Raw genomic sequence first — 26,336 nt, 5'->3', positions numbered from 1 at the left:
CCACAGCTTGGGGGTGGCGGTGCTGATGACCGGCCGCCCGTCACCGGAGACGCAGGGGCCGCCCGGGTCCGACCAGGTGTCGGCGGCCACGGGGTCGGTCGGGATCGAGTTGTACTCGATGACGGCGACCGGGTTGTTCTTGAACTTCTTCCAGGCCCAGAGGTCGGTCTCGCTGGTGGCATAGAGACCGATGGTCATGCTGTTCCACTTCTTGGCGGCGGCGTCGGCGGCCCACGACGTGACGTCGAACTCGACGCCGCCGGGCGCGCAGGACCCCGTGCCATAGCCCTTGGCCACGTTCACCGTGGAGAGCAGCCTGGTCTTCGCCGGCGGGTTGCTCCAGGTGGTGCTCTTGCTGATCGCGCCGGTCCCCCAGGCCTCCACCTTGCGGGCGCTGCAGGAGTACGACCACGTCTCGTACGTGCGCAGCGTCGCCTTGATGATCTGCTTGCCGTGAATCGTGGAGCCGGTGGCCATCTGGAAGAACGAGCGGTTCGTCTGGGTGGAGCTGATCTTGCCGACGCGGGCGACGTCGCTGGAGTTGAGGTAGTTGGAGTTGGGCCAGTTCTTCCAGACCGCCGTCCACGAGCCGCGGGCGGCCGAGAAGTACGGGTCCAGATAGACGGGGAACTTGGTCTTCGGGTCCGCCAGCATCTTCCTGTCCGGCCTCAGCCGCAGCTGCCTGCCCGCCAGTTCCACGCCCATCGCGGACTCGCGGGCCTCCGGGGAACGGCCTTCCCTGAGTGCCCGCGGGCTCGTGATGCCCTCGGAATCCCACATCTTCGGCGTGGGCGCGATGAAGATCGTCCCTCCGCTCTCGTCGACGGCCTCCACGTTGCCCGCGTTGTCCGTCTTCACCGACAGGCCGGTGACCGAGAGGGGGTAGGCGAGCTCGGTCAGGCCCGCCGCCGCGGCCCGGGACTTGACCACCAGCACGTGGGAGAAGCCGTCCACGTCCGCGGTGACCTGCAGGTCCACGCCCGGCATGACCTCGGCGTAGGTGGCGGTGTCGCCGTTCAGCGTGGGCCTGGGCAGCGCGCCCTGCCAGCCCAGCTCCAGCGTCTTGGCGCCGCGCGCCATGCGTGCGAGCGGTCCGGAACCCCCGCCGGAGAACGTCAGGTCGGCCGCCGTGGCGACCGTCTCGACCGCGCCGTCCGGGCGCAGGCGGAGCGTGGTGTCCACCGGGACCCAGCCGCCGGATTTGCGCACGCGCACCGGGCGGACGTACTGCTCCAGGGTGAACGTGCCGTCGGGCTTGGCCCAGACCTGGCGGGTCTCGCTGCGCTCTGTTTCCACCTCGACGGGCTTGCCGGTGTTGCGGGCGAGGGTGAGCGCGGAGTCCTCGGGTGGTTGGACGGTCTGCGGTGGTTCCACTGTCTTCGCCGCGACGGCGGGCATCGGATCAGGCACCGCCAAGATCGTGAAAGCTAACGCCGCCGCAACCAACCCACGAACTGCCCGCATACGTCCTCACCCATGGTGAGCAGGGGTTACGCGCGGGAAGGCGTGCCCTCCCGGCGTCTCCACGATCTTCGGTTGACGATCGGATTTTCACTCTGACCCCACCAGAGGTCTAGAGTTTTGCTCATTCTGCTCAAATTTCCTTCACAAACCCGCTTTGTCCGGAAATTTCCGTCATGGTGCATCAGGCGTCCGTGGGCAGCGGCCACGCGGCCGGGTTGACCCGCTTGACGATCTCGTTCAGCACGATGCGGACGTACGGCTCCCCCACCCACAGGTGCTTGGCCCCGTCCACCCCGATGACCTCGGCCTGCGGCACCCGCGCGAATCTCGCGCGGGCCTCGTCGGGCCGCAGGTAGTCGTCGAACTCGGGCACCAGCACCACCAGCGGCCGGCCGAAGCGCGCCCAGGCGTCCAGGTCGTGATCGGTGGCCCGGTGCAGCGGCGGCGAGAGCAGGATCGCGCCCTCCACCAGCGGGTCGTGCGCCCACTTCAGCGTCAGCTCCGTGCCGAACGACCAGCCGACCACCCACACCTGGGGCAGGTCGTGGTACTCGGCGTACTCCAGCGCCGCCGCCACGTCGAACCGCTCGCCCTCTCCCCCGTCGAACGCCCCCTCCGAGGTGCCGCGCTCGGAGGAGGTGCCCCGGGTGTTGAAGCGCAGCACGGCCAGGTCGGCGAGGGCGGGCAGCCGGTTGGCGGCCTTCTTGTAGACGTGGCTGTCCATGAACCCGCCGTGGGTGGGCAGCGGGTGCAGCGTCACCAGCGTCGCGACAGGGGGACGGTCGAGGGGCAGGGCCAGCTCGCCGACCAGGGTCAGGCCGTCGCCCGTCTCCAGCTCGATCGGCTCGCGGCGGGCGGGCAGCACGGTGGCCGCGCGAATCTCCACTTCGGGGGTTCCCTTCAATAACGGGTGCGGCCGGGGCCGCGGTCGAGTCTCTTGCGCCAGCAGGCGGTGTGCCAGTGGCGGCGCTCCTCGTCGCCTCCCGGCCAGTTGGGCCAGGCGACGAGGTGCGACTGGCCGCTGCGGATCTCCTGGTCGCAGCCCGGACATCGGTAGTCCTTGGTCGAGGAGGCGCCGGTGAGCATGCGGACCTTCCACTCGCCGTCGGGCCATTCCTCCACTTTGTCCAGCCCGGTCGGGAAGCCGAAGGGACGTGAGGACTCCCTGCGGCGGGCACGGCGGGGGCTCATGGACGCGGGAAACGGCTGACGCCGGCGGTGACGAGCTGGTCGAGCAGGGGGGCGGGCGCGAAGGCGGGCTCGCGGTATTCGGCGTAGAGGGCTCTCAGCCCGTCGCGGACCTTCGCCAGGCCCAGCGACTCCAGCATCTCGAACGGCCCGGCGGGATAGCCGCAGCCCAGGCGCATGGCCGCGTCGATGTCCTCGATCGAGGCGTACCCGGAGTCGTACATCCGCACGGCGTCGTTGAGATAGGGGAAGAGCAGGGCGTCGACCACGAACCCCGCCCGGTCCTTGCACGGCACCGGCGTCAGCCCGGCGACCTTCACCAGGTCCCTGGCGGCCCTCCCGGCCTCCTGCGAGGTCAGCACCGTCGAGGCGAGCTCGGCCACCTGGTCTCCGACGAGGTGCACGCCGACCATCCTGGCGGGGTCGGGAAGGCGTACGGCGTGCTCGATCACGGGACGGTCGGCCAGGCGCAGCACGACGTCGGGCTCCTCGGACTCCTTGAACCCGGCCGCCCGCAGCCGCTCCACCAGCCCGTCGCCGTCGTCCCCGGCCACCCCGAACGTGCCCAGCCGCGACTTCGCCGGCGCCTCCCGTGGCGGGTCGCCGTAGAAGCCCCGGCCCGACTTGCGGCCCAGCAGCCCGGCGGTGACCAGCTCGCGCAGCAGCGGCGCGGGCGCGTGCCGCCGGTCGCGCGTCTCGTCGAACAGCACCCCATCACCTCGTACGCGGTGTCGAGCCCGATCAGGTCGAGCAGCGTGAACGGCCCCATCGGCAGCCCGACGCCCAGCTTCATCGCGGCGTCGATGTCGTCGCGCCCGGCCACGCCCAGCTCCATGAGCACGGCGGCCTGGTTGAGGTAGGGCAGGAGCAGCCGGTTGACCACGAACCCGGCCCGGTCGCCCACCGCCACGGCCGTCTTGCCCAGCCTGCCCGCCAGCGCCGCGATGTCCGCCACCACGCCGGGCGCGGTCACCACCGTCCCGACGACCTCGACCAGCCTCATCACCGGCGCCGGGTTGAAGAAGTGCATCCCCACGACCTGACCCGGGCGGCCGGTGGCGGCGGCGATGGCGGTGACGGACAGCGAGGAGGAGTTGGTGGCCAGGACGGTCCCGGGCTCGCAGATCCGGTCGAGGTCCTTGAACAGCGCGATCTTGTAGTCGAGGATCTCGGGGATCGCCTCCACCACCAGATCGACGTCCCGCAGGTCCTCGCGCGAGGTGGTCAGCGTGATGCGGCCGAGGATCTCGTCACGCTGGCCGGGCGCCAGCTTGCCCTTGTCGACGGCCTTGCCGGTGGAACGCTCGAGATGCCCGCGGCCCCTGGCCAGAGCCTCGGCGTCGGCCTCGACCCCGATCACGCGCAGGCCGGCCCGCGCGAACACCTCGGCGATCCCGGCTCCCATCGTGCCGAGCCCGACCACTCCCACCCGTTCGAACGCCATGCGTCCAGTTTTCCAGAGCCGCTAAGGTGGGGCGTCATGCGGCTGGTCATCGCGCGATGCAGCGTGGATTACATCGGACGGCTCACGGCGCACCTCCCCATGGCGCCCCGGCTCTTGCTGATCAAGGCGGACGGGAGCGTGAGCATTCACGCCGACGACCGCGCCTTCAAGCCGCTCAACTGGATGAACCCGCCGTGCAAGCTCAAGGAGGACGGCGGCACCTGGACCGTCACCCACGGCAAGACCGGCGAGAAGCTGGTGCTGACGATGGAGGAGATCCTCCACGACTCCAGCCACGAGCTGGGCGTCGATCCCGGGCTGATCAAGGACGGCGTGGAGGCCCACCTTCAGGAGCTGCTCGCGGAGCACATCACCACGCTGGGGGACGGCTACTCGCTGATCCGGCGCGAGTACATGACGGCGATCGGGCCGGTGGACATCCTGTGCCGGGACGCCCTGGGGGCGACCGTGGCGGTGGAGATCAAGCGGCGGGGGGAGATCGACGGGGTCGAGCAGCTCACGCGCTATCTGGAGCTGCTCAACCGCGACCCGCTGCTGGCGCCCGTGCGCGGCGTCTTCGCGGCGCAGGAGATCAAGCCGCAGGCGCGCGTGCTCGCCACCGACCGCGGCATCGACTGCGTCACGCTCGACTACGACGCGCTGCGCGGTATCGAGCCGGAGAATCCGACTCTTTTCTAGCGCGCCGGACTCGGCCATTGACGAGCTGTCAGACTCAGGTGTTTATCAGCCACGTCCGTGACCTGTTGAGGCGGGCCGGCACCAAGAAAACGCGTGGGCGGACCGCCGCATTCGGCCGCGCCGGCCTGGCCTCCCGTTTCGGCCCGACGTGGCTGGTCGCGGCCGTCCTGCCGCCACCCGGCCCGGGAGTCGGGTCGCGGCGGAGACGCAAAAATCCGTGAGCTGAACCCGCTTTCTCCGGCCCACCGATAATTGCCTGCACGGCGCAAATCGAGATCGGGAATTTTCCAACGGATATCCGGTCGTCCTGGTCGCCGACACGCCAGACTAGTAAGCGACGGCTTACCGGACTATCGTGACATCATGACGACGCTCACGTTCGACTCGCTCAACCCGGCGACCGGCGAGGTCGTCGGCACCCATCCCAAGCAGGGACCCGACGCCGTGCACGAGGCCGTGGGCCGCGCGGCCGAGGCGGCGGCCTGGTGGGCCGGGCTCGGCCACGCCGCGCGCAGGCAGCGGCTGCTCGACCACAAGGCCGTGCTCACCCGGCAGCTGAGAGAGCTGAGCCGGCTCGTGCACGAGGAGACGGGCAAGCCGGTGGGTGACGCGACCCTGGAGATCGTGCTGGCGATCACCCACCTCGACTGGGCCGCCCGCAACGCCCGCAAGGTGCTGGGCCGCCGGCGCGTCAGCACCGGCATGATCGGCCTCAACCTGGCCGCCACGCTCGAATACCTCCCGCTGGGCGTGGTCGGGGTGATCGGCCCGTGGAACTACCCGGTCTTCACCCCCATGGGCTCCATCGCCTACGCCCTCGCCGCCGGCAACGCCGTGGTGTTCAAGCCCAGCGAGCTCACCCCGGGCATCGGCGTACGGCTGGCCGAACTGTTCGCCGAGTCGGTGCCCGAGCATCCCGTATTCCAGACCGTGACCGGGCTGGGCGAGACCGGGGCGGCGCTGGCCGCCGATCCGAGGGTCGGGAAGGTGGCGTTCACAGGCTCGACCGCGACCGCCAAGCGGGTCATGGCGGCCTGCGCCGAGAACCTGACGCCCATGGTGGCCGAGTGCGGCGGCAAGGACGCGTTCATCGTGGACGCCGACGCCGATCTTGCCAGGGCCGCCGACGCCTGCCTGTGGGGCGCGATGTCCAACGCCGGCCAGACGTGCGCGGGCGTCGAACGCGTCTACGTCGTCGACACGGTCTATGAAAGTTTCATGCGCGAGCTGTCCGGCCGGGTGACAAAGGTGAAAGCCGGCGAGGACTACGGCCCGATCACGATGCCGGGCCAGGTGGACATCATCAAGCGCCACATCGACGACGCCGTCAAGTCCGGAAAAATCGTGACCGGTGGCCCCGGCTCCGTCCGCGCTCCCTACGTGGAGCCCGTGATCGTCGAGGACGTGCCGGAGGACTCCCCCGCGGTACGCGAGGAGACGTTCGGCCCGACGATCACCGTCCGCCGCACCCGCGACGCCCAGGAGGCCCTGGAGCTGGCCAACGCCTCCGCATACGGCCTGGGTGGGACGGTCTTCTCCGGCAACCCGCGCAGGGCGATGGAGCTCGCCCGCAGGATGCGTACCGGGATGACCGCCATCAACTCGGTCATCTCATTCGCCGGAGTGCCTGCGCTGCCCTTCGGTGGAGTGGGAGACTCGGGGTTCGGACGGATCCACGGGGCCGACGGCCTACGCGAGTTCGCCCGGCCCAAAGCGATCTCCCGCCAGCGCTTCGCGATGCCGGGGATGAACCTGACCTCGTTCACCCGAGGGCCCTCTGAGCTTGAGCGGCTGATCAGGCTCGTGACCCTCTTGCATGGGCGACGTAAAAGATAATCTTCTTACCCTTTCCCAAAACGGATCATCCGTCCATAATTGTGTGCTCTGGGGGCCACGATCATGTTGGACGGGTGGAATGTGAACCGGTCTTACCGGGGAATGTCGGCTGAGCAAAGGCTGGCAGACAGACGGGAGCGGCTGATGACGGCCGCCTACACGCTATACGCGAAGCCGGGGTTCACGGCGACGACCATCGAAAGGCTGTGCTCGGAGGCGCGGATCTCCAACCGCGCCTTCTACGAATGTTTCGGTGGGCGCGAGGAACTCCTTCAGGCGCTGCACGAGCGCTGTGTGGAAGAAAGCCTGGCCGTGGTGGCCAAAGCGGTCCAGGAGGCGCCGAAGACGCTTGACGACCGAGTCAAGGCGGGGATTCGCGCCTATATCGACTTCACCACGGCGGACTGGCGGCGGGCCCGTATCATGCACGTTGAGGTTCGCCGGTCAGGAGATGTCCTGACACTGTCCCGTCAACGCGCGGTGGACGCGTTCGCGCGGCTGGTCGAGGAGGCGTCAGCCGATTTCCCCCAGGCTGCGGGGCTGAATCGGCGGCTGGTGGCACTGGGAGTAATTGGAGCGCTACAAGAGTTACTCATCGAGTGGCTGCACTCGGACGAACAGCCGCCGATCGACGAACTCGCCGACGTGGCCGTGCACATCTTCATCCGCAGCCTCGGCAAACCGTGACCATTCGCCGGCCATTCACAATGGACGGCCCGTAATCACCATTTCGTATCACTCGAAAAAGAGCGGGCAACGGCTGATCGTCGCCCGCTCTCGATATGTCACATCAGGCCACCGCGGCTGCGGGAACTTCCATGTGCAGCACCCGATTCAGCCGGGTCACCGCCAGTATCCGCATGATCCGCGGGGGCACCCCCCGAAGAACGAGGCGGCGCTGCACGCTCAACGCGCGCCGATGCGAGCCCACCAGCACTCCGAGGCCGGTCGCGTCGATCATCTCCAGCTCGGAGAGATCCAGGATCAGGTCGCCTTCACCGGAATCGAGAGCCTCGTGCAGGTGCTCCCGCACGCCGGCCGACGTGCCGGCGTCGAGCCTGGCGCCGATCCGCACCACCTGGGCACTCGGATTGCCCCGGACGCGCATGCCACCTCCTCAATCACACACGGTGTAGCCACCTCAACACGTAGAGCGTTCGACGAGGTGGACCCGTGCTTTTCCCCTACCCACCCAGCGGAAGTGACACGACTGCGTTCAGGATGAACTCTCCGTCTTCGGTCGGATGTGCGCTCAGCTTGCCGCCCACGGCGGCCAGGCGCTCCCCCATGCCCGCCAGCCCGCTGCCTAGGTCGGCGGCCCGCCGCCGCTGCACCCCGTCGTTGCGGACGCTCAGCTCCGCCTCCTGCGCCGTGAAGCGGATCGAGATGTCGCAGAACGTCGCGGTGCTGTGCTTGAGCACGTTGGTCACCGCCTCGCGAACCGCGTAGGCGAACACCGGCGCCACCCCGTCGGGCAGCTCCCGGTAGGGCAGATGGACCTCGCAGCGGACCCCGGCCGCTTCGAGCACGCCCCTCACGCTATTCAGCTCGGCGGCCAAGTCAAGCTCGCGGTAGCCGCGCACGGCCTGCCGCAGCTCCCTGAGCGCCTGCCTGGTCAGCGCGTTGACCTCGGTCATCTCGTCCTTGGCCGCGCCGGCGTCCACGTCCGACAGCCGTACGGCCAGCTCGGTCTTGACGGCGATGGCGGACAGCTGGTGGCCGACCAGATCGTGCAGGTCCCGGGCGAAGCGCAGCCGCTCCTCGGCCACCGCCAGCCGCGTGTGCGCCTCGCGGCCCTCATGAGCCTGTACGGCGAGCGACCAGATCCACATCCACATCCGGTTGGACGGCGGCATGATCGCGCACCAGACGGCGTACGTGATCATGTAGAAGACCAGCGCCTGACCGACGCTCAGGTCCGAGGCCATGACGGCCGCCCCGAGCGCCGCGGCCGTCACGCCGATCCCGACGCCCGCCGCCCACGTGCCGACGGCCACCAGGTAGACCGTGCGCCTGGGGACCTGGAGCGTGGCCAGCCCCAGCCAGCAGACGAGCACGAAGCCCCAGCCGAACGGCTCGCCCCCGCCCAGCACCGCCGCGACCACCGCGAAGAATCCCGCCAGCACCACCTCCCGGATGAGGTAGCGGCGGTCCAGCGCCGCGCTGATGATGCGCGGGCAGAGCCAGGTGAAACAGATCAAGGCGATCACGGCGGGCACGGCACGCCACCACTGGAGCCTCCCCTCCCCGAAGGCGACCACCGACGTGAGGATGACCAGCAGCCACATCGCGACGAAGTTCGAGAGGAGCACTTTCCAGGTGAGGCGCCGCGCCCGGTTGATCGCGTCCATCTAGCCCGCGCGCAGCACGTCACCGAGCTTGAGCCGGGCCCCCGTCCGGAGCACCGCCCGCTCGTAGATCTTGGCGCCGAAGCTCAGGACCGCGAGCACGGCCAGCGCCATGGCGCCCATGGACAGGCCGACCTGCCACATCGGCACCTCGCTCGCCGCCATCCGCACCGGCATGATCATGGAGGAGAACGGCGGCACGTACGACAGGACCGTGGCCAGCGTGCCCGTCGGGTCGTTGGTGGCGTAGAAGGCCACGAAGTACGTGACCATGATGACCATGGTGAGCGGCGTCATCACGCTGCCCACCTCCTCCTGGCGCGACACCAGCGAGGCGAGGCCGGCCGCCAGCGTGGCGAAGAAGGCGTACCCGAGCACGAACCACACCAGCACGCCCGCCGCCAGCCCCGGGATCCCGGGCGGGAAGTCGGAGGCGATCCCCGAGATCGCGGACGCGGCCAGGCCGACGGCCAGGATCGTGACCAGGTTAATCAGGCCGAGCACGCCCAGCCCGATGATCTTTCCGGCGAGCAGCTGCCACGGCCGGATCGTGGACAGCAGGATCTCCACGATCCGGCTGCCCTTCTCTTCCACCACGCCCATGGCCACCATCATGACCTGACCCATGAGCAGCATGAAGAGCACGAGGACGAGTACCACGGCGATCCCGGCGCGGGCGGCCTCGTAGCGGGTGTCCGCGCCCACGGACTCGATCTTCAGCGGCGGGATCGACATGCCCGCGGCGCCGAGCTTCACCTCGCGGTTGACGCTCTGCAGGAGCACGCCGAGCTCGCTGTCGATCTCGCCGTCCGTGAGCACCCGGGTCCCGTCGACCAGTACCGCGTCCACGTCCCCGTCGAGCACGGCCTGCTTGGCGGCGGCCTCGTCGGGGAAGCTGCGCCACTCGACCTCCGCGTCCGGCGCGGCGGCCTGCAGCGGCAGTTGCTGGGAGTTGACGGTGCCCAGCGTGTACTCGTCCGGCCCGCCGAAGATCTTGGGCGCCAGGGTCACCGCCGCCACCAGCACGGCCGTGATGAGCAGGCCGATCACGAACGCCTTGGTCCGCACCTGCGTGGTGATCTCCCGCCGGGCGACCAGCATCACTCCGTTCACGCCACGGCCTCCTTGAAGATCTCGGTGAGGGTCGGCTGCTCGACCCCGAAGTGCTCGACGTGCCCCGCCTTCATCGCGCGGCGCAGGATCTCCTGGTCGTCGCCGTCCGTGGTGTGCAGGACGTGCCTGTCGCCCTTCACGGTGACCGTGCCCGGCAGGCCGTCCGCCCAGCCGGGGGCCGGGCCGCGGACGACCACGCGGAGGGTGTCGCCCTCCGCCGCCCGCAGGTCGGACACCGTGCCCGTGGCCACCATGCGGCCGCCCGAGACGATGCCCACCGAGTCGCACAGCCGCTCGACCAGCTCCAGCTGGTGGCTGGAGAAGATCACCGGCACGCCGCCCCGGCAGCGCTCCTGCAGCGCCGTGGCCAGCGCGTCCACCGCGATCGGGTCCAGCCCCGAGAACGGCTCGTCCAGCACCAGCACCTCGGGGTCGTGCACCAGCGCCACCGCCAGCTGCACGCGCTGCTGGTTGCCCAGCGAGAGCGCCTGCACCGCGTCGCCCCTGCGCTCGGTGAGCCCGAGCCGCTCCAGCAGGTCGTCGGAGGCCTGCTTCGCGGCCGCCGCGCTCAGACCGTGCAGGCGGCCGAAATACTCGATCTGCTCGGCGACCCGCATCTTCTGGTAGAGCCCCCGCTCCTCCGGCATGTAGCCGAAGCGCCGCCGGTCGTCGTAGCCGAGCGGCCTGCCCTGCCAGCTCACCGAGCCCGAGTCGGCCTGAAGCACGCCCATCACGATGCGCATGGTCGTGGTCTTGCCGGCGCCGTTCGCGCCCACGAACCCGAACATCTCGCCAGGCCGTACGGCGAAGCTGATGCCGTCCAGGGCGACCTTCCCGCCGGGGGCATCAGGGCCGCCCGTGAAGCGCTTGCGCAGCTCGCTGATCTCGAGCATCAGGTCATCTCCTTCGTCATGGGTAAATCGTGGCTTTGGAGACGTTCGCCCTGCTAGTCGCCGAAATCACGGGCCCGACATGGATCCTGCGTCCCTTGCCGATGACATTTGTCATTACGCTGAAGCCATGACGCGCGCCGACAAGGACAAGCCGGTCGTTCTCTCCCGCATCTACACCCGGGCCGGTGACGACGGCACCACCGCGCTGAGCGACATGAGCCGGGCGTCCAAGACCGATCCGCGGCTGGCCGCCTACGCCGACGTGGAGGAGGCCAACGCCCACCTGGGGCTGGCGCTCTCGTTCGGCACGCTGCCCGCGGACCTCGTCGAGGTGCTCGCCCGCGTCCAGAACGAGCTGTTCGACGTGGGGGCGGACCTGGCCACGCCGGTGGTGGAGGATCCGGAGTTCCCCCCGCTGCGGGTGGAGCAGTCGTACATCGACTGGCTGGAAGAGCAGTGCGACCGGTTCAACGCCGGCCTCAAGCCTCTGCGCAGCTTCGTGCTGCCCGGCGGCGACCCCGCGACGGCCGCGCTGCACGTGGCCAGGGTCACGGTCCGCAGGGCGGAGCGCTCGACGTGGGCGGCCCTGCAGGCGCACGACGACACCAACGCGCTGACCGCGAAATACCTCAACCGCCTGTCGGACCTGCTCTTCATCGCCTGCCGGGTCGCCCACGCGGGCGAGGAGATCCTCTGGAAGCCCGGCGGCACCCGCTGAGGCCCTGCCACTCCGGCCCCGCCCCCGGTCGGGGTCAGGCGACGTCCAGGTAGGCGCTGGGCGGCGCGGACTCCAGCCACGCGAGGAAGCCCGTCATCGCGTCGGCGCTCATCGCGAGCGAGATCCCGCGCGTGGTGCCGCCGCAGTCGACCGCGAAGAGCCCGCCGTCGATCTCACGACGGGCGGAAACGACGAGGCCGCGCCTCGCGATCGCGTGGCGCGGCCTCAGTCGCAGACCCAGGAGCGGGATCCAGTGGAGCTCCCCGTCTGCATAGCGGGCTACCCCGCTCTGCCAGCCCCGGTCGCCCACCCGCAGTCGGCAGGGCACACTGCCCCTGGAACGGGCCAGCGTGACCCCGCGCAGAACGATGAGGGCGGCAAACAATACGAGAATCAGAACCGTCGTAGCCATGCCGCCCCCAAAGCCTGGATCTATTAAACCTCTTCGCCCGCCGCGCGAAGCCGGGCCCTGGCACGCTTGGCCTCGATCGCCGCGTCGGCGTCTTCCTGATTGGCCTCGATCGAGGCCTGGGCCCGGTCGAGAGCGTCACGGGCAGCCGCGACGTCGACCTCGGAACCGAGCTCGGCCACCTCGGCGAGCACCGACACCTCATCGTCGGCCACGGAGATGAAACCGCCGTGCACGGCCGCCACGAGGTCGCCTTCGCCCTCCCGCTTCACGCGAAGCACGCCGCCCTCGACGAGGACGCCGAGCACAGGTGCGTGTTGCGGCATAATACCGATCTCGCCGTCCACGGTCTTGGCAATCACCATGTCGGCCTCGCCCGACCAGATCTCACGCTCGGGTGAGACAACCCCTACGCGTAGCTTCGCCACTTGTGTAGGTTCCTTTCCGATCTGGTGGTGGTGCCCCGTTCATACCCCAAAGCACCACCGTAGGTGCAGCGGGCCGCCGAAGACGACCCGCTGCAGGGCGATTAACTACGCTCGAGTTCCTTGGCCTTGGCCACGGCCTGCTCGATGCCACCCACCATGAAGAACGCCTGCTCGGGCAGGTGGTCGTACTCACCCGCGCACAGGCCCTTGAACGAGGCGATGGTCTCGTCCAGCGGGACGGTCTCGCCCGGCTGGCCGGTGAAGGCCTCGGCCGCGTACATCGGGTGCGACAGGAAGCGCTCGATGCGGCGGGCCCGCTGGACGGTGACCTTGTCCTCCTCGGACAGCTCGTCGATACCGAGGATCGCGATGATGTCCTGGAGCTCGCGGTACTTCTGCAGGATCCGCTTGGTCTCCTGGGCCACCCGGTAGTGCTCCTCGCCCACGATCTGCGGGTCGAGGATCCGGGAGGTGGAGTCGAGCGGGTCCACCGCGGGGTAGATGCCCTTCTCCGAGATCGGCCGCGAGAGAACGGTCTGCGCGTCGAGGTGCGCGAACGCGTTGTGCGGGGCCGGGTCGGTGATGTCGTCGGCGGGCACGTAGATCGCCTGCATGGAGGTGATCGAGTGACCGCGCGTCGAGGTGATGCGCTCCTGGAGCACACCCATCTCGTCGGCCAGCGTGGGCTGGTAGCCCACGGCGGACGGCATACGGCCGAGCAGCGTGGAGACCTCGGAACCGGCCTGCGTGAAGCGGAAGATGTTGTCGATGAAGAGCAGCACGTCCTGCTTCTGCACGTCGCGGAAGTACTCCGCCATGGTCAGCGCCGACAGGGCGACCCGCAGACGGGTGCCCGGCGGCTCGTCCATCTGACCGAAGACGAGCGCGGTGTCCTTGAGGACGTCCGCCTCCTCCATCTCCAGCCAGAGGTCGTTGCCCTCACGGGTGCGCTCGCCGACACCGGCGAAGCACGAGGTGCCACCGAAGTTGCGGGCGACCCGGCGGATCATCTCCTGGATCAGAACGGTCTTGCCCACGCCGGCGCCGCCGAACAGGCCGATCTTCCCACCCTGCACGTACGGGGTGAGCAGGTCGATGACCTTGATGCCCGTGACGAGCAGCTCGGTACGGGACTCGAGCTGGTCGAACGCCGGCGACGGCCGGTGGATGCCCCACCGCTCCTCGATCTTGAGCGACGCGGTCGGCACGTCGAGCGTCTCGCCCAGCGCGTTCCACACGTGGCCCTTGACGACGTCGCCGACCGGCACCGAGATCGGCGCGCCGGTGTCCTGGACAGCCTGGCCACGGACCAGGCCGTCGGTGGGCTGCATCGAGATGGTCCGGACCAGGTTGTCACCCAGGTGCTGGGCGACCTCCAGGGTCAGGGTCTTGGCCTCGCCGCCGAGGCTCACCTCGACCTTGAGCGCGTTATAGATCTCCGGCATCGCCTCGACGGGGAACTCCACGTCGACGACGGCGCCGGTGACACGTGCCACGCGGCCTGTGCCGGCCGCCGCGGCCTCTACAGTTTCAACAGCCTCTGCAGTCATTTCACTCTTTCCCCGCTGCGGCGTCAGCGAGCGCGTTGGCGCCACCGACGATCTCGCTGATTTCCTGGGTGATCTCGGCCTGGCGAGCCTGGTTCATCTGCTGGGTGAGCACCCGCATCAGCTCGTTGGCGTTGTCTGTCGCGGACTTCATCGCGCGCCGCCGCGCGGCCTCCTCGGAGGCCGCGGACTGCAGCAATGCCGTGAAGATGCGCGACTCCACGTAACGTGGCAGGAGCGACTCCAGCACGTCGGCAGCGGTCGGCTCGAACTCGAAGTACGGCGGGATCGTGGTCGTGTCCGTCGCCTCGGTCTCCTCGACCTCCAGCGGCAGAACGCGCTTGACCACGACGTTCTGGGTCAGCATCGAGACGAACTCGGTCGAGACGATGTGGATCTCGTCGATCCCGTTCTCGTCCTTGAACGAGTCGATCAGCGTCTGCGCGATCTCCTTGGCGTCGGCGTAGGCCGGGTTCCTGGAGGAGCCGACCCACTGGCCGCCCATGTCACGGCCGCGGAAGGAGTGCCAGGTGACACCCTTGCGCCCGGTGACGAACGGGATCACGTTGAGACCGCGGGTCTCCAGCAGCCCGCGCAGGGCCTCGGCCTCGCGCAGCACGTTGGCGTTGAAGCCACCGCAGAACCCGCTGTCGCTGGTGACGATGAGGACGCCCGCCTTGGTGGGGTTCTCCTTCGCCACGGTCAGCGGATGGTCGACGCTGGCCGCGTTGCTGACGACGCCGGTGACGGCGCGAGTGATCTCACGCTCGTACGGCAGCGCCGCCTGCATCCGCAGCTGCGCCTTCACGATCCGCGAGGAGGCGATGAGCTCCTGGGCGCGCGTGATCTTCGCGGTCGACTTGACCGAGCTGATCCGCCGCCGCAGCAGCCTTAGCTGGGCACCCATGTCCTACTTCTTCTCCGCCGGACGGACGACCTTCTTGATCTTCTCCTGGCCGACCTCTTCGGCGCCCAGCGGCGCCACCGGCTCGTCCTTGACCAGCAGCTCGCCCGAAGAGGTGGTGAAGCCCTTCTTGAAGTCCGTGACAGCGTCCTTCAGAGCGGTCACCGTGTCGTCGGACAGGTCCCTGGTCTCACGGATGGTGTCGAAGATGCCCTTGCGCGAGGACTGGATGTAGTCCAGGAACTCCGACTCGAAGCGACGGACGTCCTCGATCGGCACGTCGTCCAGCTCGCCCGTGGTGCCGGCCCAGATCGAGGCCACCTCGCGCTCCAGCGAGAACGGGCTGTACTGGGGCTGCTTGAGCAGCTCGACCAGCCGCTGACCGCGCTCCAGCTGAGCCTTGGACGCGGCGTCCAGGTCGGAGGCGAAGGCCGCGAAGGCCTCCAGGTCACGGTACTGCGACAGCGACAGGCGCAGCGTGCCCGCGACCTTGCGCATGGCCTTGGCCTGCGCGGAGCCGCCGACTCGGGAGACCGAGACACCGACGTTGATGGCGGGCCGCACACCGGCGTTGAACAGGTCGGTCTCGAGGAAGACCTGGCCGTCGGTGATGGAGATGACGTTGGTCGGGATGAACGCCGACACGTCGTTGCCCTTGGTCTCGATGACCGGCAGGCCGGTCATCGAGCCACCGCCCATGTCGTCGGAGAGCTTGGCGCAGCGCTCCAGCAGACGGGAGTGGAGGTAGAAGACGTCGCCGGGGAAGGCCTCACGGCCCGGCGGACGGCGCAGCAGCAGGGAGACGGCGCGGTACGCGTCCGCCTGCTTGGTCAGGTCGTCGAAGACGATCAGGACATGCTTGCCCTGGTACATCCAGTGCTGACCGATCGCCGAGCCGGCGTAGGGCGCGATGTACTTGTAACCGGCGGGGTCGGAGGCCGGAGCGGCGACGATGGTGGTGTACTCCATCGCGCCGGCCTCCTCCAGCCGGGCGCGCACCTGCGCGATGGTCGAGCCCTTCTGGCCGACCGCGACGTAGACGCAGCGGACCTGCTTGGCGGGGTCGCCGGAGGCCCAGTTTTCGCGCTGGTTGAGGATGGTGTCGACGGCGATCGCGGTCTTGCCGGTGCCACGGTCACCGATGATCAGCTGGCGCTGACCACGGCCGATCGCGGTCATGGCGTCGATCGCCTTGATGCCGGTCGCCAGCGACTCCTTCACGGGCTGCCGCTGGACGACGGTGGGCGCCTGAAGCTCGAGGGCGCGAACCGCCTCGGCCTCGATGGCACCCTTGCCGTCGAGCGGGATGCCCAGGGGGTCGACCACGCGGCCGAGGAAGTTGTCGCCGACGGGCACGGACAGGACCTCGCCCGTCCGGCGGACCGTCTGGCCTTCCTCGATCTTGCTGAAGTCGCCCAGGACAACGACACCGATCTCGCGGGTGTCGAGGTTAAGCGCCAGGCCGCGCGTGCCGTCCTCGAACTCGAGCAGTTCGTTCGCCATCGCCGAGGGAAGGCCGGAGACATGGGCAATGCCGTCGCCGGCGTCGACGACGGTCCCGATCTCCTCGCGCGCGGCGCCTTCCGGTTCGTACGCCTGGACGAAGCGCTCAAGCGCGTCCCGGATCTCGTCCGGCCGGATCGTAAGCTCCGCCATCTCTACTCTGTCTCCCTATTCGCCTAGCCGGCCAACCGGCGGCGGACTTCTTCGATTCGTCCCACAATGGTGGTGTCGATGATCTCGTCGCCGATGCGGACCGAGAACCCACCGAGCACTCGCTTGTCCACCTCGACGTTCAGGTGCACGTCACGGCCGTAGGAGGCGCTCAACCACGCCGTGAGGCGCTGCTTCTGCGCCTCGGTCAGCTCGACCGCGCTACGCACCACCGCCACGAGGCGCTGGCGCTGCTGGGCCACGAGCTGGATGAACTCCTCCAGGCCCGATTCCAGGCTACGCCCACGCGGATGCACTGCGACCTGCTTGAGCAGGCGCAGGCTGGTCGGAGCGACCTTCCTGCCGAGCAGGTCGCCGAGCAGTTGCTCCTTGCCCGCCTCCGGCGCGGCCTGGTCGGCGAGCGCGCGACGCAGGTCGGGGTTGGCGGCGACGATGCGGCCGAAGCGGAAGAGCTCGTCCTCCACGTCGTCGAGCCTGGACTGGCTCTCCGCCTCCGCGGCCGCGGCGACGACGCCGAGCCGCTCGATCGCGTCGGCCAGGTCACCGCCCCGCGACCACCGGACCGAGACCGCGGCCTCGGTCGTGGCGATCGCGGCCTCGCTGACCTTGCCCGCGAGCAGCGCGCGCACGGTGGCCGCCTTCTGCTCGGCGGGCCTGGCCGGGTCGGACAGCGCCCGGCGCAGGCCGTGTTCGCGGTCGAGCAGATCCGCGATCGCGAACAGCTCGTCGGAGAGCGCACCGAGGTCGGCACTGCCGGCGACCGCGTTGAACCGCTCCTCGACCTCTGCCAGCGACGTCCTGCTCAGACCTCTCATTAGCGCACCGCCTGCGGCGCGGACTCGAGCTCGTCGAGGAACCGGTCGACGATGCGGCTCTGCCGGGCCTCGTCCTCGAGGGACTCGCCGACGATGCGGCCGGCCAGCTCGGTCGACAGGCGGCCGATCTCGGTGCGGAGCTGGGCGAAGGCCGCCTGGCGGTCCGCCTCGATCTGCGCGTGCGCGGCCTCGACGAGGCGGCGGGCCTCGGCCTGCGCCTCCTCGCGGAGCTCGGCCTTGATCTGCGCGGCCTGCTCGCGAGCTTCCTCGCGCAGCCGGGCCGCCTCGTGCCTGGCCTCGGCCAGCTGGTCGCGGTACTGCTGCTGCAGGACCTGCGCCTCAGCCTGGGCCTCCTCGGCCCTCTTGATGCCACCCTCGATGGCGTCGGTCCGCTCGGCCAGCGTCTTCTGGATGCGCGGGACGAGGATCTTGCCGACGACGACGAGAACGACGAGGAACGAGAAGATACCGACGATGAGCTCGAAATCGTGCGGAAGGAGCGGGTTGGCGCCCTCCTCCGCGAGGAGCGTAGCTGCCTTGATCATGGTTGCAGCCTTTCGTCAGGGGTTTCTTCTGGTCTTAGAGGGCCTGGAAGATGAACGGCGCGACCAGACCGAGCAGGGCGAGGGCCTCGGTGAGAACGAAGCCGAGGAGCATGTTCTGGCGAATCAGGCCGTAAGCCTCGGGCTGGCGCGCGATGGCCTGCACGCCCTGACCGAAGATGATGCCGACGCCGATGCCGGGGCCGATGGCGGCGAGACCGTAACCGATGGCGGTGACGTTGCCGGAGACCTCAGCGAGAACGCTCATTGCTGTATTCCTTTACTGGACGGCCGGTGAAGCGGAGTCTCACCGGTCATGGATATTCCGGTATGTGGATCTCAGTGCTCTGCGTGCAGGGAGCCGCCGATGTACATCGCGGCCAGCATCGCGAACAGGAACGCCTGCAGGAACTGGATGAACATCTCGAAGGCCGTGAAGATGATGGTCATGACCACGCCGATCACGCCCACCCCGGCGCCGAGCGGCGTCAGCTTCTCGAACAGGAACCAGAAACCGACCATGCTGAAGAACGCCAGCAGCATGTGACCGGCGAACATGTTGGCGAAGAGTCGGACCGCGTGCGTGAAGGGCGCGATGATCAGGTTCGACAGGAACTCGATCGGCGAGAGCAGCAGGTAGATCGGCTTCGGCAGCCCCGGCGGGAACATCATGTTCTTGAAGTAGCCGATCGGGCCCTGGTGCTTCATGCCCAGGTAGACCTTGAGCACGTAGATCGAGCCCGCCAGAACGGCCGGGAAGGCGATGTGCGAGGCCACCGGGAACTGGAGAATCGGGATGACGCCCATGATGTTCCAGATGAAGACCAGGAAGAACAGCGTCAGCAGCAGGCCCATCCACCGGTCGGCGTCCTTGCCCAGGAAGGGCCGGGCGACCTGGTCGCGGACGAACATGTAGCCGTACTCGGCGACGTTCTGCACGCCCCTGGGGACGACCTTGGGGTTGGCGAAGCCCGCCCAGCAGAAGCCGATCACCAGGACCGCGCTGAGGATGGCGAGGAGAACCGGCTTGGTGAACCAGTCGACCCCCGGGATGATCGGGGTAAAGGAGTTGAACAGCTCGTCAGGCGATGGGGCCCGGAACTGGTCTTCAGGAGGAGCGAGGACCGTCAGCGCAATCACGCGGCGTTCCCTTCAACGTCGTAGTGTGGATCACAAGGGTTTTCCTCAGCGAAGCGATCTACTGCCGTATGGGCTAGCGACCGAACTTCCGGTATGCCAGGTAGCCACCGAGCACCAGCCCCAGGACGATGCCTATGGGGAAGAACGCGGACATGTCCAACCACCGGTCCAGCAACCAGCCGGCGCCTCCATAGACGGCCATCCCGGCGATCAAGTAGCTCGGGACTGACCACATGGCGTCGGCGAAGTCGCGACCGTCCTCTTCGGGTCGGCGTTCCTGTGCGCTCATCGCGGCCTTGACGATAGCAGGCAAGTAGCGGACTAGTCATATCGGACCCCGCCCGTTTTACCTGCCGTCATGAGTCGCCCTTCCCGGGGACACCGGCGTCGGGGTCGACGTAGAGGAGCTTGGTCTTCATGAAGGCACGCACTTCGAAGCCGGTCCAGACGAGCGTGCAGACCACGACGGTCCAGGCGAAGGCCTGGGTGTTCCAGGCCGTGGTGTCGCGGAACGAGGCCAGCACGACCATGATGGCGACGACCTTGACGAGATAGCTGACCATGGCCGCGATCGCCATCAACTGGGGAGAGACCCGAGCGGCATAGGACACCGCTACCACGCTGATGCTGAAGAAAACCCCGACGAGCAGAGTGCCGATCGCGGCGCCCAGCGCTCCCTTGCCGCCGATCGTCAGGAGCGACACAGCCACGGCGACCACCCCAACCGCGAAGGTCGGAATCGCGGCGCTCTTGAGTACGCGCACGTCGTTGGCCTGCATCGGTGCTCCATCAACAAGTTATCAAGCGAGCGTTTGCTACCTCCAGAACCGGTGGGTCTGGAGTCCCTGCTCGTGAAAGATATCACAAGCTCACGGAAGGCCGCTTTTACCTGCCGTTTCTAGTTCGCGATCAAGAACGGCTCGGAAAGGCGGGAATGACCGGATTGCCCTCGGCGAGCGCCACCCGTAGGCGGTGCCTGTCTCCTGACCTGGGGATCCTCGGGCAGGATCGGCGGCATCGGCCCGGTGGGGGGCCCGTCGTCGTCGGGGCTGTCGTCGCGGGGCGCCGCGTGCGCCCCGCCCCTGCCCCGCCAGCGCGGCAGGGCCATCAGCACCAGGACGGCCAGGGCGAGCACGATGACCGCGGGGAAGAGCAGCACGGGCACGCCGACCCTGGACATGCCGACGATGCCGAACGAGAACAGGAACGTCCAGGCGTACATGATGAGCACCGAACGCCGGTGCGAGTGGCCGATGTCCATCAGCCGGTGGTGCAGGTGCCCGCGGTCGGGCGCGAACGGCGACAGGCCCTGCGACGTGCGCCGCACGACGGCGGTGATCAGGTCGATGAGCGGCAGCACCAGCACCGCCGCGGGGACGAGCAGCGGCAGCAGCACGGGGAACTTGTTCATCTCCACGATGGCCGAGGTGTCCACCGGCGTCACCGTGACGATGGAGGATGCGAGCACCAGGCCGATCAGCATGGCGCCCGTGTCGCCCATGAAGATCTTCGCCGGGTGGAAGTTGTGCGGCAGGAACCCCAGGCAGGCGCCGATGAGGACGGCGGCGATGGCGGCCGTCGCGGTGATGTTGCTGCCGGTGATGTCCTGGCTGATGATGATGGAGTAGGCCCAGGTGGCCATGCCCGCGATGCACACGATCCCGGCGGCCAGGCCGTCGAGCCCGTCGACGAAGTTGACCGCGTTGATCGTCACGACCACGACCAGGATGGTGATGATCGTGCTGAGCGTGTAGTCGAGGCTGGTCGAGCCGCCCCAGCTCTCCGGCAGCGGGATCGAGGTCAGCCGCATGTCGAAGAAGACCAGCACCCCGGCCGCCGCGATCTGACCGGCGAGCTTGATGAGGGCGTCCATGCCCCACCAGTCGTCGAGGAAGCCGGTGAACGTGATGAGCCCGCCCGCGATGATCAGCGCGGGCACCGGATCGGCGCCCGTGCCCGCCAGGGCCTCGCCCGAATGGGTCATCTGGCCGGCCAGCAGCAGCCCCACGACCAGCCCGCCGTACATGGCCAGGCCGCCCAGCCTGGGCGTCGGCGTGGTGTGCACGTCGCGATCGCGAATCTCCGGCATGGCGCCGATGCGGATGGCGAAGCGGCGCACCAGCGGGACCAGCAGATAGGTCACCGCCGCGGCGATGAGCGCCATGAACAGGTATTCGCGCACGGACCTAGTTTCCCGGATCCTCCGGCCCACTGGGACCGGAAAACGACACAGACCAGCTTAATATTCGCTGAGATATGGCTGATGGATGGCCAGAAGGGCCGAGACTCTCTCCCGGACCTCCCCTGCACCGGCCGGATGTCGCACCGCCCGGGTCACCAATGTCCCGACCTCCTTCAATTCCTGGGGCCCCATGCCCTGCGTGGTCACGCACGGCGTGCCGACGCGGATCCCCGACGTGATCGACGGGGGCTCGGGATCGTACGGAATCACGTTCCGGTTGAGCGTGATGCCGGCCGCGGCGCACCTGCGCTCGGCCTCTGCGCCCGACACGTTGAGATCCCGCAGGTCGATCAGCGCCAGATGAGTGTCCGTACCGCCCGACACGGGCCGCATCCCCTGCCCGGCCAGCTCCTCCGTCAGCGCCCGCGCGTTCGCGACCACCTGCCTGGCGTAGCCGGCGAACTCCGGGCGCATCGCCTCCGCGAACGCCACCGCCTTGGCCGCCACCACGTGCATCAACGGCCCGCCCTGGATGAACGGGAACACCGCCCGGTCGATCTTCCCGGCCAGCTCATCCGTGCACAGGATGGCCCCGCCGCGCGGCCCGCGCAGCGCCTTGTGAGTGGTGAATGTCACGACGTCCGCGTACGGCACCGCCGACGGGATCGCGCCGCCGGCCATCAACCCGATCGGGTGCGCCACGTCGGCCATCAGCCACGCGCCCACCTCGTCCGCGATGCCGCGGAAGACCGAGAAATCGATCAGCCTGGGGTACGCCGTGGCACCGCACACGATGAGTTTCGGCTGATGCCGCAGGGCCAGATCCCTGACTTCGTCGTAGTCGATGAGTTCGGTGTCCCGCCGCACGCCGTACGACACGACGTCGAACCATCTTCCCGAGAAATTCACCTTGGAGCCGTGGGTGAGATGGCCGCCGTGCGACAGCGCCATGGCCAGCATGGTGTCGCCGGGTTGCAGGAGCGCGGCGTAGGCGGCGAGGTTCGCGGAGGCGCCGGAGTGGGGCTGCACGTTGGCGTGCTCCGCCCCGAACAGCTTGCGCGCCCGCTCGATCGCCAGCCGTTCGGCCCGGTCCACCACCTCGCAGCCGCCGTAGTAGCGCCGTCCGGGGTAGCCCTCGGCGTACTTGTTGGTGAGGGTGGAACCCAGGGCGGCCAGGACGGCGGGTGAGGTGAAGTTCTCACTCGCGATCAACTGGATCCCGCCGCGCACCCGCTCAAGCTCGTCGAGCAGCACCTCTGCCAACTCCGGGTCCTGCCTCTGCAGCAACCCGAAGTCGGGACCGTAGTAGGGTTCCCCACCCATTTCCCCACTGTACGACCTAATGTCCGTTTCTCCCAGCCACACCCCCTCGCCCCTTCCCCAACCCCTCTCAACCATCACCGTCCCCACTGCCACCGGCCACCCTCCAACCCGCCCGCAGGCCAGCCCTCAGGCCCCCTCCAAGCCGCCCACCACGTCGCGCCCTCCGAAGCCGCCTACTACGCCACCCACCACGTCGCGCCGTCCGAGCGCCTCTCTGAAGCGGCCTCCGCCGCTTCCCTCCCAAGCCGCGCCTTCCCCACTTCCCTCAGGCGGGTTCGTGCCATCGCGTCACGAGCGGCACTCTCCCCTGCCGCTTCAACCGGCACTCCGGATCCCTTCGTCTCCAGGGACCGCCCCGCTACTTCCCCTCAAAACCTCAGGCGGAGTACGGCGGGTGTAGCGGGGCCACTGGAGCTCGGCCGGGCTACTGGAACGCGTGTGGCGCGTTGGCCGTCGTCGGGATCCACCTGGGCGTGTCCGCCGCCTCGTCGCTGATGGCGGTCAGCACGGAGTGGCGGTAGACGGCCAGCCTGGTGCGCCATTCGCGGATGTCCTGGACATAGCGCTCGCCCACTGGCGCGTCCCACGTCTGCGGGCTCTTGGCCAGGCCGTACGCCTTGTCCAGTGCCGTCCTGAGCGTCTCCAGCTGCGGCAAGACGGTGTTCCAGGCCAGCACGAGGCGCTGGTAGTCGGGGTTGAACTCCCAGGCCCTCTGAGGGCTGTCCAGGGCCCCTGAGGGGGCGGCGGGCGGGGTCTCGTCGCGCTCCCTGGGCCGGGGCGCCGGCGGGTCGACGTACATCACGCGCTCCTTTCCGGCGTACCGGGGTCGATGTCGCCGGGCGGGCCGTCGGGCCGGATGTCCCTGGGCGCCCATTCGCCCTTGCCGTACTCGCCGGGCGGAACCTCTACGGAGGGCATGTCGAGGGGCTGGATCTCGCGGTGGTGCTCCACGACCGTCCGCAGGGCGTCCAGGCTGGGCGGGGAGACGTCCACGGAGACGACGTCGCCACCGTCGTTCGCCCAGGCGTTGACGTCCGATGCGGCGGGGTAAGCGGCTTCTGTCCCGTATGCGATCTGCGCCTGGACCGAGGGGTTGGTCGGCGGGATCGCAACGGGCGCCCCTTGACCTCGCGTGCCCTGATCGCCGGTCACCGGGCTGTCGCCTCTCCCCTGGCTCCCCTGCTCCCCCGCGCCTCGACCGCCCTGGCCACCTTGGCCACCCTGGTCCCCTGCCCCAGGGTCTCGCTGGTCGCGGGCCCCCTGACCACCCTGCCCGTCCTGGTCACAGGCGCCCTGACCGTCCTGGCCATGGGTCCCCTGATCACCCGTACCACGGCCCTGGTCGCCATTCCGCTGGCTGTCCTGGCCGTAGGTGCCCTGATCACCCGTACCACGGCCTTGGTCGCCGGTCCCGCGGTCGCCCGTCGGCTGGTCGCCGCCCGTCCGTTGTCCTCCGTCACCGCCTGAGGGGTGGGTCGGCGTCGTGTCCTTACCACCCGGAGTGGTGTCCGTGCCTCCAGGCGTGGTGTGCGAACCGCCCTGCCTGGTATCCGTGCCTCCAGGCGTCGTATCCTTGCCGCCCGGAGTGGTGTCCGTGCCTCCAGGCGTCGTGTGCGAACCGCCCTGCCTGGTATCCGTGCCTCCAGGCGTCGTATCCGTGCCGCCCTGCCTGGTGTCCGTACCGCCGGGTGTGGTGTCCGTGCCATCGGAGGTGCACGCGTCGTTCGCACCCGCGGTGGGAGCGGTGCCGTCCGTGGGGTTGGTGTCGTAGCCGACAGTGTCCGCTAATCCCGGCATTTCCAGCGGCGGGATCTCCCGGTGGTGTCCCACCACCGTCTTCAGCGCATCCAGGTTGGGCGGAGTGGTGTCGGCGGAGACCACGTCGCTGCCGTCATTCGCCCAGGTGTTGACGTTCGCGGCGGTGGTGCTGTCTGCGGAAACCTTCGGCATTTCCGCCGGTTGCACCTTGTCGGCGTTCTCGAGAAGGTCTTCCAGCTGCTCGGCCGTGGGCGGGTCGATGGGTATCTGCAGGACCTTTACGCCGTCCACTTCCACGATGTGCGGCTTGGTCGGGTCCTGCTGGTCGTTGGCCGGGGTGTTGACGGCGCCACCGTCCGCCTCGGCGCCGCGGTCGCGCCGGCTGCCCACATCGTCATCCTTGGGCTGGTCAACGGGCTGATCGCCGGTCCTGCCGTCACTTCCGCCGTCCTGGCCGGTCCCCGTGTCCTTGGCACCGTCGCATGTCTTCCCATCGGCATCGGAGCCCGTTTTCCCGTCGCCGCCGGTCTTGCCATCGGAATCCGACTTCCCATCGGCACCCGTCTTGCCGTCCGAATCCGACTTCCCATCGGCACCCGTCTTGCCGTCCGAATCCGACTTCCCATCGGCACCCGTCTTGCCGTCCGAATCCGACTTCCCATCGGCACCCGTCTTGCCGTCCGAATCCGACTTCCCGTCGCCGCCGGTCTTGCCGTCCGAATCCGACTTCCCGTCGCCGCCGGTCTTGCCGTCCGAATCCGACTTCCCATCGGCACCCGTCTTGCCATCGGAATCCGACTTCGTGTCGTCGTCCTTCGACGGGGGCTCGTCGGCCCGTGGGTTGTCGTACTTGTCCCGATCCCCCCGCACCTGCTTGGGATCGTCGTCCTCGGTGGCCCCCGCCCCCATGCGCAGCGGGTCGACGCGCTTCTCCAGCACCCCGAGCCGGACGTTGACGTCCTTGACCATCGCGTCGACGGCGTCCGCGACCTGGGCCGGACGGTGGGTGGTCTGGGTGGACAGCCCGGCACGGCGCATGGCGGCCCTGACCTGGTCCTCGACCGTACGCATCTGCGTGGCCGCGTGTTTCACCTCGGTCAGCAGGTCACGGACCAGCTTGGGATCCATGCCGTCGAACTTGCCCATGGGCCACTCCCGGACGTAATCGCCGCTCCGGGCCTCACCGTAATGTCGGCCGGAGCGCGATCGCAGCCGGGATAAGCAGACGGTATACGTCAGTCGTCGGTGGCGACGTACCCGATGATGCCCCGCAGCTTCTCCACCGGGATGGCCCCGCGCCGCAGCAGCCGGGGCACGGCGGTGGTGAGGTCGAGGATCGTGGAGGGGGTGTTGTCGGTGGTCTTGCCGCCGTCGAGATAGACCTCGACCGCATCGCCGAGCTGCTCCTCGGCCTCCTCCGCCGTGGTGGCGGCGGGGGCGCCGGAGCGGTTGGCGCTGGAGACGGCCATGGGGCCGGTCTCCTTGAGCAGGTCGAGCGCGACCGGGTGGAGCGGCATGCGGACGGCCACCGTGCCCTTGGTCTCCCCCAGGTCCCAGGAAAGGGCCCTGTTGGCCTTGCAGACGAGCGTGAGCGGCCCGGGCCAGAAGGCGTCGATCAGGTCCTGCCCGTACGGCCCGAGGTCGTCTATGAGCGCTGTGGCGGCTCTGACGGTGCCCACGAGCACGGGCGGGGGCATCTCGCGGCCCCGGCCCTTGGCGTCGAGCAGCGCCGTGACCGCCGCCGGCGTGAACGCGTCGGCGCCGATGCCGTAGACGGTGTCGGTCGGCAGCACCACGAGCTCGCCGCGCCGCACGGCGGCCGCGGCCTCCATCACGCCCACGGTCCGCTGCTCCAGGTCGGAACAGTCAAAGCGTCTGGCCATCGGTCCTGTCACCTCGCTCGCATGGATC

General features: G+C 68.9%; 28 protein-coding genes and 1 pseudogene. 4 read left to right on the top strand and 25 right to left on the bottom strand.

Annotated elements, in window-relative coordinates; all coding sequences use genetic code 11:
• From ACFKCF_RS43780 to ACFKCF_RS43760, 5 genes and pseudogenes are all read right to left on the bottom strand, one after another.
• Positions 1-1,410: DNRLRE domain-containing protein (locus tag ACFKCF_RS43780; RefSeq protein ID WP_394501280.1), on the bottom strand; the 1,410-nt coding region annotated here is incomplete at its 3' end.
• Positions 1,411-1,645: 235 nt separating this feature from the next.
• Entirely contained in the window at positions 1,646-2,350 is a 705-nt protein-coding gene (locus tag ACFKCF_RS43775; RefSeq protein WP_394501279.1) for an alpha/beta hydrolase, read from the bottom strand.
• 14 nt (positions 2,351-2,364) lie between these two features.
• Positions 2,365-2,655: an ATP/GTP-binding protein gene (locus ACFKCF_RS43770; RefSeq protein ID WP_319720101.1), complete on the bottom strand. Its 291-nt coding sequence runs from the start codon at positions 2,653-2,655 to the stop codon at positions 2,365-2,367.
• A complete protein-coding gene (locus tag ACFKCF_RS43765) occupies positions 2,652-3,179 on the bottom strand; it encodes a 3-hydroxyacyl-CoA dehydrogenase family protein (RefSeq protein WP_394501281.1) in 528 nt (175 codons plus the stop codon). Before ACFKCF_RS43765 ends, ACFKCF_RS43770 begins: the two co-directional genes overlap by 4 nt.
• A gap of 138 nt (positions 3,180-3,317) precedes the next feature.
• Positions 3,318-4,057 (bottom strand): annotated as a pseudogene (locus tag ACFKCF_RS43760) (3-hydroxyacyl-CoA dehydrogenase family protein); the annotation flags it as partial.
• Positions 4,058-4,132: 75 nt separating this feature from the next.
• Between ACFKCF_RS43760 and nucS the strand changes: the two are divergent.
• The 3 genes from nucS (at position 4,133) to ACFKCF_RS43745 (ending at position 7,318) form a co-directional block, all read left to right on the top strand.
• Positions 4,133-4,795, top strand: coding sequence for an endonuclease NucS (gene nucS / locus ACFKCF_RS43755; protein WP_394501278.1), 663 nt, complete (start codon positions 4,133-4,135; stop codon positions 4,793-4,795).
• A 363-nt stretch (positions 4,796-5,158) separates the two neighbouring features.
• Positions 5,159-6,631 carry an aldehyde dehydrogenase family protein gene (locus ACFKCF_RS43750; protein ID WP_394501277.1) on the top strand — a complete coding sequence of 491 codons (1,473 nt, stop codon included), beginning with the start codon at positions 5,159-5,161 and terminating at the stop codon, positions 6,629-6,631.
• Between the two features lie 144 nt (positions 6,632-6,775).
• Positions 6,776-7,318, top strand: coding sequence for a TetR/AcrR family transcriptional regulator (locus ACFKCF_RS43745; RefSeq protein ID WP_394501276.1), 543 nt, complete (start codon positions 6,776-6,778; stop codon positions 7,316-7,318).
• A gap of 103 nt (positions 7,319-7,421) precedes the next feature.
• Here the strand turns inward: ACFKCF_RS43745 and ACFKCF_RS43740 are convergent, their stop codons facing one another.
• The 4 genes from ACFKCF_RS43740 to ACFKCF_RS43725 all read right to left on the bottom strand — a co-directional run bounded on the left by ACFKCF_RS43740 (position 7,422) and on the right by ACFKCF_RS43725 (position 10,985).
• Positions 7,422-7,739, bottom strand: coding sequence for an STAS domain-containing protein (locus ACFKCF_RS43740; RefSeq protein WP_394501275.1), 318 nt, complete (start codon positions 7,737-7,739; stop codon positions 7,422-7,424).
• A 76-nt stretch (positions 7,740-7,815) separates the two neighbouring features.
• Positions 7,816-8,982: a sensor histidine kinase gene (locus ACFKCF_RS43735; RefSeq protein WP_394501274.1), complete on the bottom strand. Its 1,167-nt coding sequence runs from the start codon at positions 8,980-8,982 to the stop codon at positions 7,816-7,818.
• Complete coding sequence (locus ACFKCF_RS43730) at positions 8,983-10,092, bottom strand: ABC transporter permease (protein WP_394501273.1); 1,110 nt, start codon at positions 10,090-10,092, stop codon at positions 8,983-8,985. It lies immediately after the preceding gene.
• Positions 10,089-10,985 carry an ABC transporter ATP-binding protein gene (locus ACFKCF_RS43725; protein WP_394501272.1) on the bottom strand — a complete coding sequence of 299 codons (897 nt, stop codon included), beginning with the start codon at positions 10,983-10,985 and terminating at the stop codon, positions 10,089-10,091. Before ACFKCF_RS43725 ends, ACFKCF_RS43730 begins: the two co-directional genes overlap by 4 nt.
• A gap of 127 nt (positions 10,986-11,112) precedes the next feature.
• On the opposite strand from ACFKCF_RS43725, the gene ACFKCF_RS43720 reads away from it, so the two are divergent.
• Positions 11,113-11,703, top strand: coding sequence for a cob(I)yrinic acid a,c-diamide adenosyltransferase (locus tag ACFKCF_RS43720; RefSeq protein ID WP_394501271.1), 591 nt, complete (start codon positions 11,113-11,115; stop codon positions 11,701-11,703).
• Positions 11,704-11,737: 34 nt separating this feature from the next.
• Here the strand turns inward: ACFKCF_RS43720 and ACFKCF_RS43715 are convergent, their stop codons facing one another.
• The 16 genes from ACFKCF_RS43715 to ACFKCF_RS43640 form a co-directional block, all read right to left on the bottom strand.
• Positions 11,738-12,115: a DUF2550 domain-containing protein gene (locus ACFKCF_RS43715; protein WP_394501270.1), complete on the bottom strand. Its 378-nt coding sequence runs from the start codon at positions 12,113-12,115 to the stop codon at positions 11,738-11,740.
• Positions 12,116-12,138: 23 nt separating this feature from the next.
• Positions 12,139-12,540, bottom strand: a complete 402-nt coding sequence (locus ACFKCF_RS43710; RefSeq protein ID WP_043616272.1) for a F0F1 ATP synthase subunit epsilon — start codon at positions 12,538-12,540, stop codon at positions 12,139-12,141.
• Positions 12,541-12,641: 101 nt separating this feature from the next.
• The gene (gene atpD, locus ACFKCF_RS43705; protein WP_394501269.1) at positions 12,642-14,090 is read right to left on the bottom strand and encodes a F0F1 ATP synthase subunit beta; all 1,449 of its coding nucleotides are present in this window, start codon (positions 14,088-14,090) and stop codon (positions 12,642-12,644) included.
• A gap of 1 nt (position 14,091) precedes the next feature.
• Positions 14,092-14,994, bottom strand: coding sequence for a F0F1 ATP synthase subunit gamma (locus ACFKCF_RS43700; RefSeq protein WP_394501268.1), 903 nt, complete (start codon positions 14,992-14,994; stop codon positions 14,092-14,094).
• A gap of 3 nt (positions 14,995-14,997) precedes the next feature.
• On the bottom strand, positions 14,998-16,647 hold the full coding sequence (gene atpA, locus ACFKCF_RS43695; RefSeq protein WP_394501267.1) for a F0F1 ATP synthase subunit alpha: 1,650 nt from the start codon (positions 16,645-16,647) through the stop codon (positions 14,998-15,000).
• Between the two features lie 23 nt (positions 16,648-16,670).
• Positions 16,671-17,480, bottom strand: coding sequence for a F0F1 ATP synthase subunit delta (locus tag ACFKCF_RS43690; protein ID WP_394501266.1), 810 nt, complete (start codon positions 17,478-17,480; stop codon positions 16,671-16,673).
• Positions 17,480-18,025, bottom strand: coding sequence for a F0F1 ATP synthase subunit B (locus tag ACFKCF_RS43685; protein WP_394501265.1), 546 nt, complete (start codon positions 18,023-18,025; stop codon positions 17,480-17,482). The genes ACFKCF_RS43690 and ACFKCF_RS43685 overlap by 1 nt, the downstream gene beginning before the upstream one ends.
• Before the next feature lie 34 nt (positions 18,026-18,059).
• On the bottom strand, positions 18,060-18,290 hold the full coding sequence (gene atpE / locus ACFKCF_RS43680) for an ATP synthase F0 subunit C (protein ID WP_185071369.1): 231 nt from the start codon (positions 18,288-18,290) through the stop codon (positions 18,060-18,062).
• Between the two features lie 71 nt (positions 18,291-18,361).
• Positions 18,362-19,162 carry a F0F1 ATP synthase subunit A gene (gene atpB, locus ACFKCF_RS43675; RefSeq protein WP_394501264.1) on the bottom strand — a complete coding sequence of 267 codons (801 nt, stop codon included), beginning with the start codon at positions 19,160-19,162 and terminating at the stop codon, positions 18,362-18,364.
• Positions 19,163-19,235: 73 nt separating this feature from the next.
• Positions 19,236-19,451, bottom strand: coding sequence for an AtpZ/AtpI family protein (locus ACFKCF_RS43670; protein ID WP_394501263.1), 216 nt, complete (start codon positions 19,449-19,451; stop codon positions 19,236-19,238).
• Positions 19,452-19,518: 67 nt separating this feature from the next.
• The gene (locus ACFKCF_RS43665; protein WP_394501262.1) at positions 19,519-19,941 is read right to left on the bottom strand and encodes a hypothetical protein; all 423 of its coding nucleotides are present in this window, start codon (positions 19,939-19,941) and stop codon (positions 19,519-19,521) included.
• A gap of 119 nt (positions 19,942-20,060) precedes the next feature.
• Positions 20,061-21,344 carry a glycosyltransferase family 4 protein gene (locus ACFKCF_RS43660; RefSeq protein WP_394501261.1) on the bottom strand — a complete coding sequence of 428 codons (1,284 nt, stop codon included), beginning with the start codon at positions 21,342-21,344 and terminating at the stop codon, positions 20,061-20,063.
• A 57-nt stretch (positions 21,345-21,401) separates the two neighbouring features.
• Positions 21,402-22,667: a serine hydroxymethyltransferase gene (glyA, locus tag ACFKCF_RS43655; protein ID WP_394501260.1), complete on the bottom strand. Its 1,266-nt coding sequence runs from the start codon at positions 22,665-22,667 to the stop codon at positions 21,402-21,404.
• Positions 22,668-23,091: 424 nt separating this feature from the next.
• Positions 23,092-23,466, bottom strand: a complete 375-nt coding sequence (locus ACFKCF_RS43650; RefSeq protein WP_357727531.1) for a hypothetical protein — start codon at positions 23,464-23,466, stop codon at positions 23,092-23,094.
• On the bottom strand, positions 23,466-25,463 hold the full coding sequence (locus tag ACFKCF_RS43645; RefSeq protein ID WP_394501259.1) for a hypothetical protein: 1,998 nt from the start codon (positions 25,461-25,463) through the stop codon (positions 23,466-23,468). Before ACFKCF_RS43645 ends, ACFKCF_RS43650 begins: the two co-directional genes overlap by 1 nt.
• A 197-nt stretch (positions 25,464-25,660) precedes the next feature.
• Positions 25,661-26,308, bottom strand: a complete 648-nt coding sequence (locus ACFKCF_RS43640; protein ID WP_394501258.1) for an L-threonylcarbamoyladenylate synthase — start codon at positions 26,306-26,308, stop codon at positions 25,661-25,663.
• Positions 26,309-26,336: the final 28 nt, after the last annotated feature.

Origin of the sequence: Nonomuraea sp. JJY05 (genome assembly GCF_043496855.1) — a bacterium.
GTDB lineage: Bacteria > Actinomycetota > Actinomycetes > Streptosporangiales > Streptosporangiaceae > Nonomuraea.
This window is presented reverse-complemented; position numbering and strand designations above follow the sequence as displayed.

Excerpts from the sequence above, each read along its gene's own strand:
- ACFKCF_RS43770 (WP_319720101.1), bottom strand. The coding sequence starts at position 2,655 with ATGAGCCCCCGCCGTGCCCGCCGCAGGGAGTCCTCACGTCCCTTCGGC.
- nucS (WP_394501278.1), top strand. The coding sequence starts at position 4,133 with ATGCGGCTGGTCATCGCGCGATGCAGCGTGGATTACATCGGACGGCTC.
- ACFKCF_RS43750 (WP_394501277.1), top strand. The coding sequence starts at position 5,159 with ATGACGACGCTCACGTTCGACTCGCTCAACCCGGCGACCGGCGAGGTC.
- ACFKCF_RS43745 (WP_394501276.1), top strand. The coding sequence starts at position 6,776 with ATGACGGCCGCCTACACGCTATACGCGAAGCCGGGGTTCACGGCGACG.
- ACFKCF_RS43740 (WP_394501275.1), bottom strand. The coding sequence starts at position 7,739 with ATGCGCGTCCGGGGCAATCCGAGTGCCCAGGTGGTGCGGATCGGCGCC.
- ACFKCF_RS43735 (WP_394501274.1), bottom strand. The coding sequence starts at position 8,982 with ATGGACGCGATCAACCGGGCGCGGCGCCTCACCTGGAAAGTGCTCCTC.
- ACFKCF_RS43725 (WP_394501272.1), bottom strand. The coding sequence starts at position 10,985 with ATGCTCGAGATCAGCGAGCTGCGCAAGCGCTTCACGGGCGGCCCTGAT.
- ACFKCF_RS43720 (WP_394501271.1), top strand. The coding sequence starts at position 11,113 with ATGACGCGCGCCGACAAGGACAAGCCGGTCGTTCTCTCCCGCATCTAC.
- ACFKCF_RS43715 (WP_394501270.1), bottom strand. The coding sequence starts at position 12,115 with ATGGCTACGACGGTTCTGATTCTCGTATTGTTTGCCGCCCTCATCGTT.
- atpD (WP_394501269.1), bottom strand. The coding sequence starts at position 14,090 with ATGACTGCAGAGGCTGTTGAAACTGTAGAGGCCGCGGCGGCCGGCACA.
- ACFKCF_RS43700 (WP_394501268.1), bottom strand. The coding sequence starts at position 14,994 with ATGGGTGCCCAGCTAAGGCTGCTGCGGCGGCGGATCAGCTCGGTCAAG.
- atpA (WP_394501267.1), bottom strand. The coding sequence starts at position 16,647 with ATGGCGGAGCTTACGATCCGGCCGGACGAGATCCGGGACGCGCTTGAG.
- ACFKCF_RS43690 (WP_394501266.1), bottom strand. The coding sequence starts at position 17,480 with ATGAGAGGTCTGAGCAGGACGTCGCTGGCAGAGGTCGAGGAGCGGTTC.
- ACFKCF_RS43685 (WP_394501265.1), bottom strand. The coding sequence starts at position 18,025 with ATGATCAAGGCAGCTACGCTCCTCGCGGAGGAGGGCGCCAACCCGCTC.
- atpE (WP_185071369.1), bottom strand. The coding sequence starts at position 18,290 with ATGAGCGTTCTCGCTGAGGTCTCCGGCAACGTCACCGCCATCGGTTAC.
- ACFKCF_RS43670 (WP_394501263.1), bottom strand. The coding sequence starts at position 19,451 with ATGAGCGCACAGGAACGCCGACCCGAAGAGGACGGTCGCGACTTCGCC.
- ACFKCF_RS43665 (WP_394501262.1), bottom strand. The coding sequence starts at position 19,941 with ATGCAGGCCAACGACGTGCGCGTACTCAAGAGCGCCGCGATTCCGACC.
- glyA (WP_394501260.1), bottom strand. The coding sequence starts at position 22,667 with ATGGGTGGGGAACCCTACTACGGTCCCGACTTCGGGTTGCTGCAGAGG.
- ACFKCF_RS43650 (WP_357727531.1), bottom strand. The coding sequence starts at position 23,466 with ATGTACGTCGACCCGCCGGCGCCCCGGCCCAGGGAGCGCGACGAGACC.
- ACFKCF_RS43645 (WP_394501259.1), bottom strand. The coding sequence starts at position 25,463 with ATGCGCCGTGCCGGGCTGTCCACCCAGACCACCCACCGTCCGGCCCAG.
- ACFKCF_RS43640 (WP_394501258.1), bottom strand. The coding sequence starts at position 26,308 with ATGGCCAGACGCTTTGACTGTTCCGACCTGGAGCAGCGGACCGTGGGC.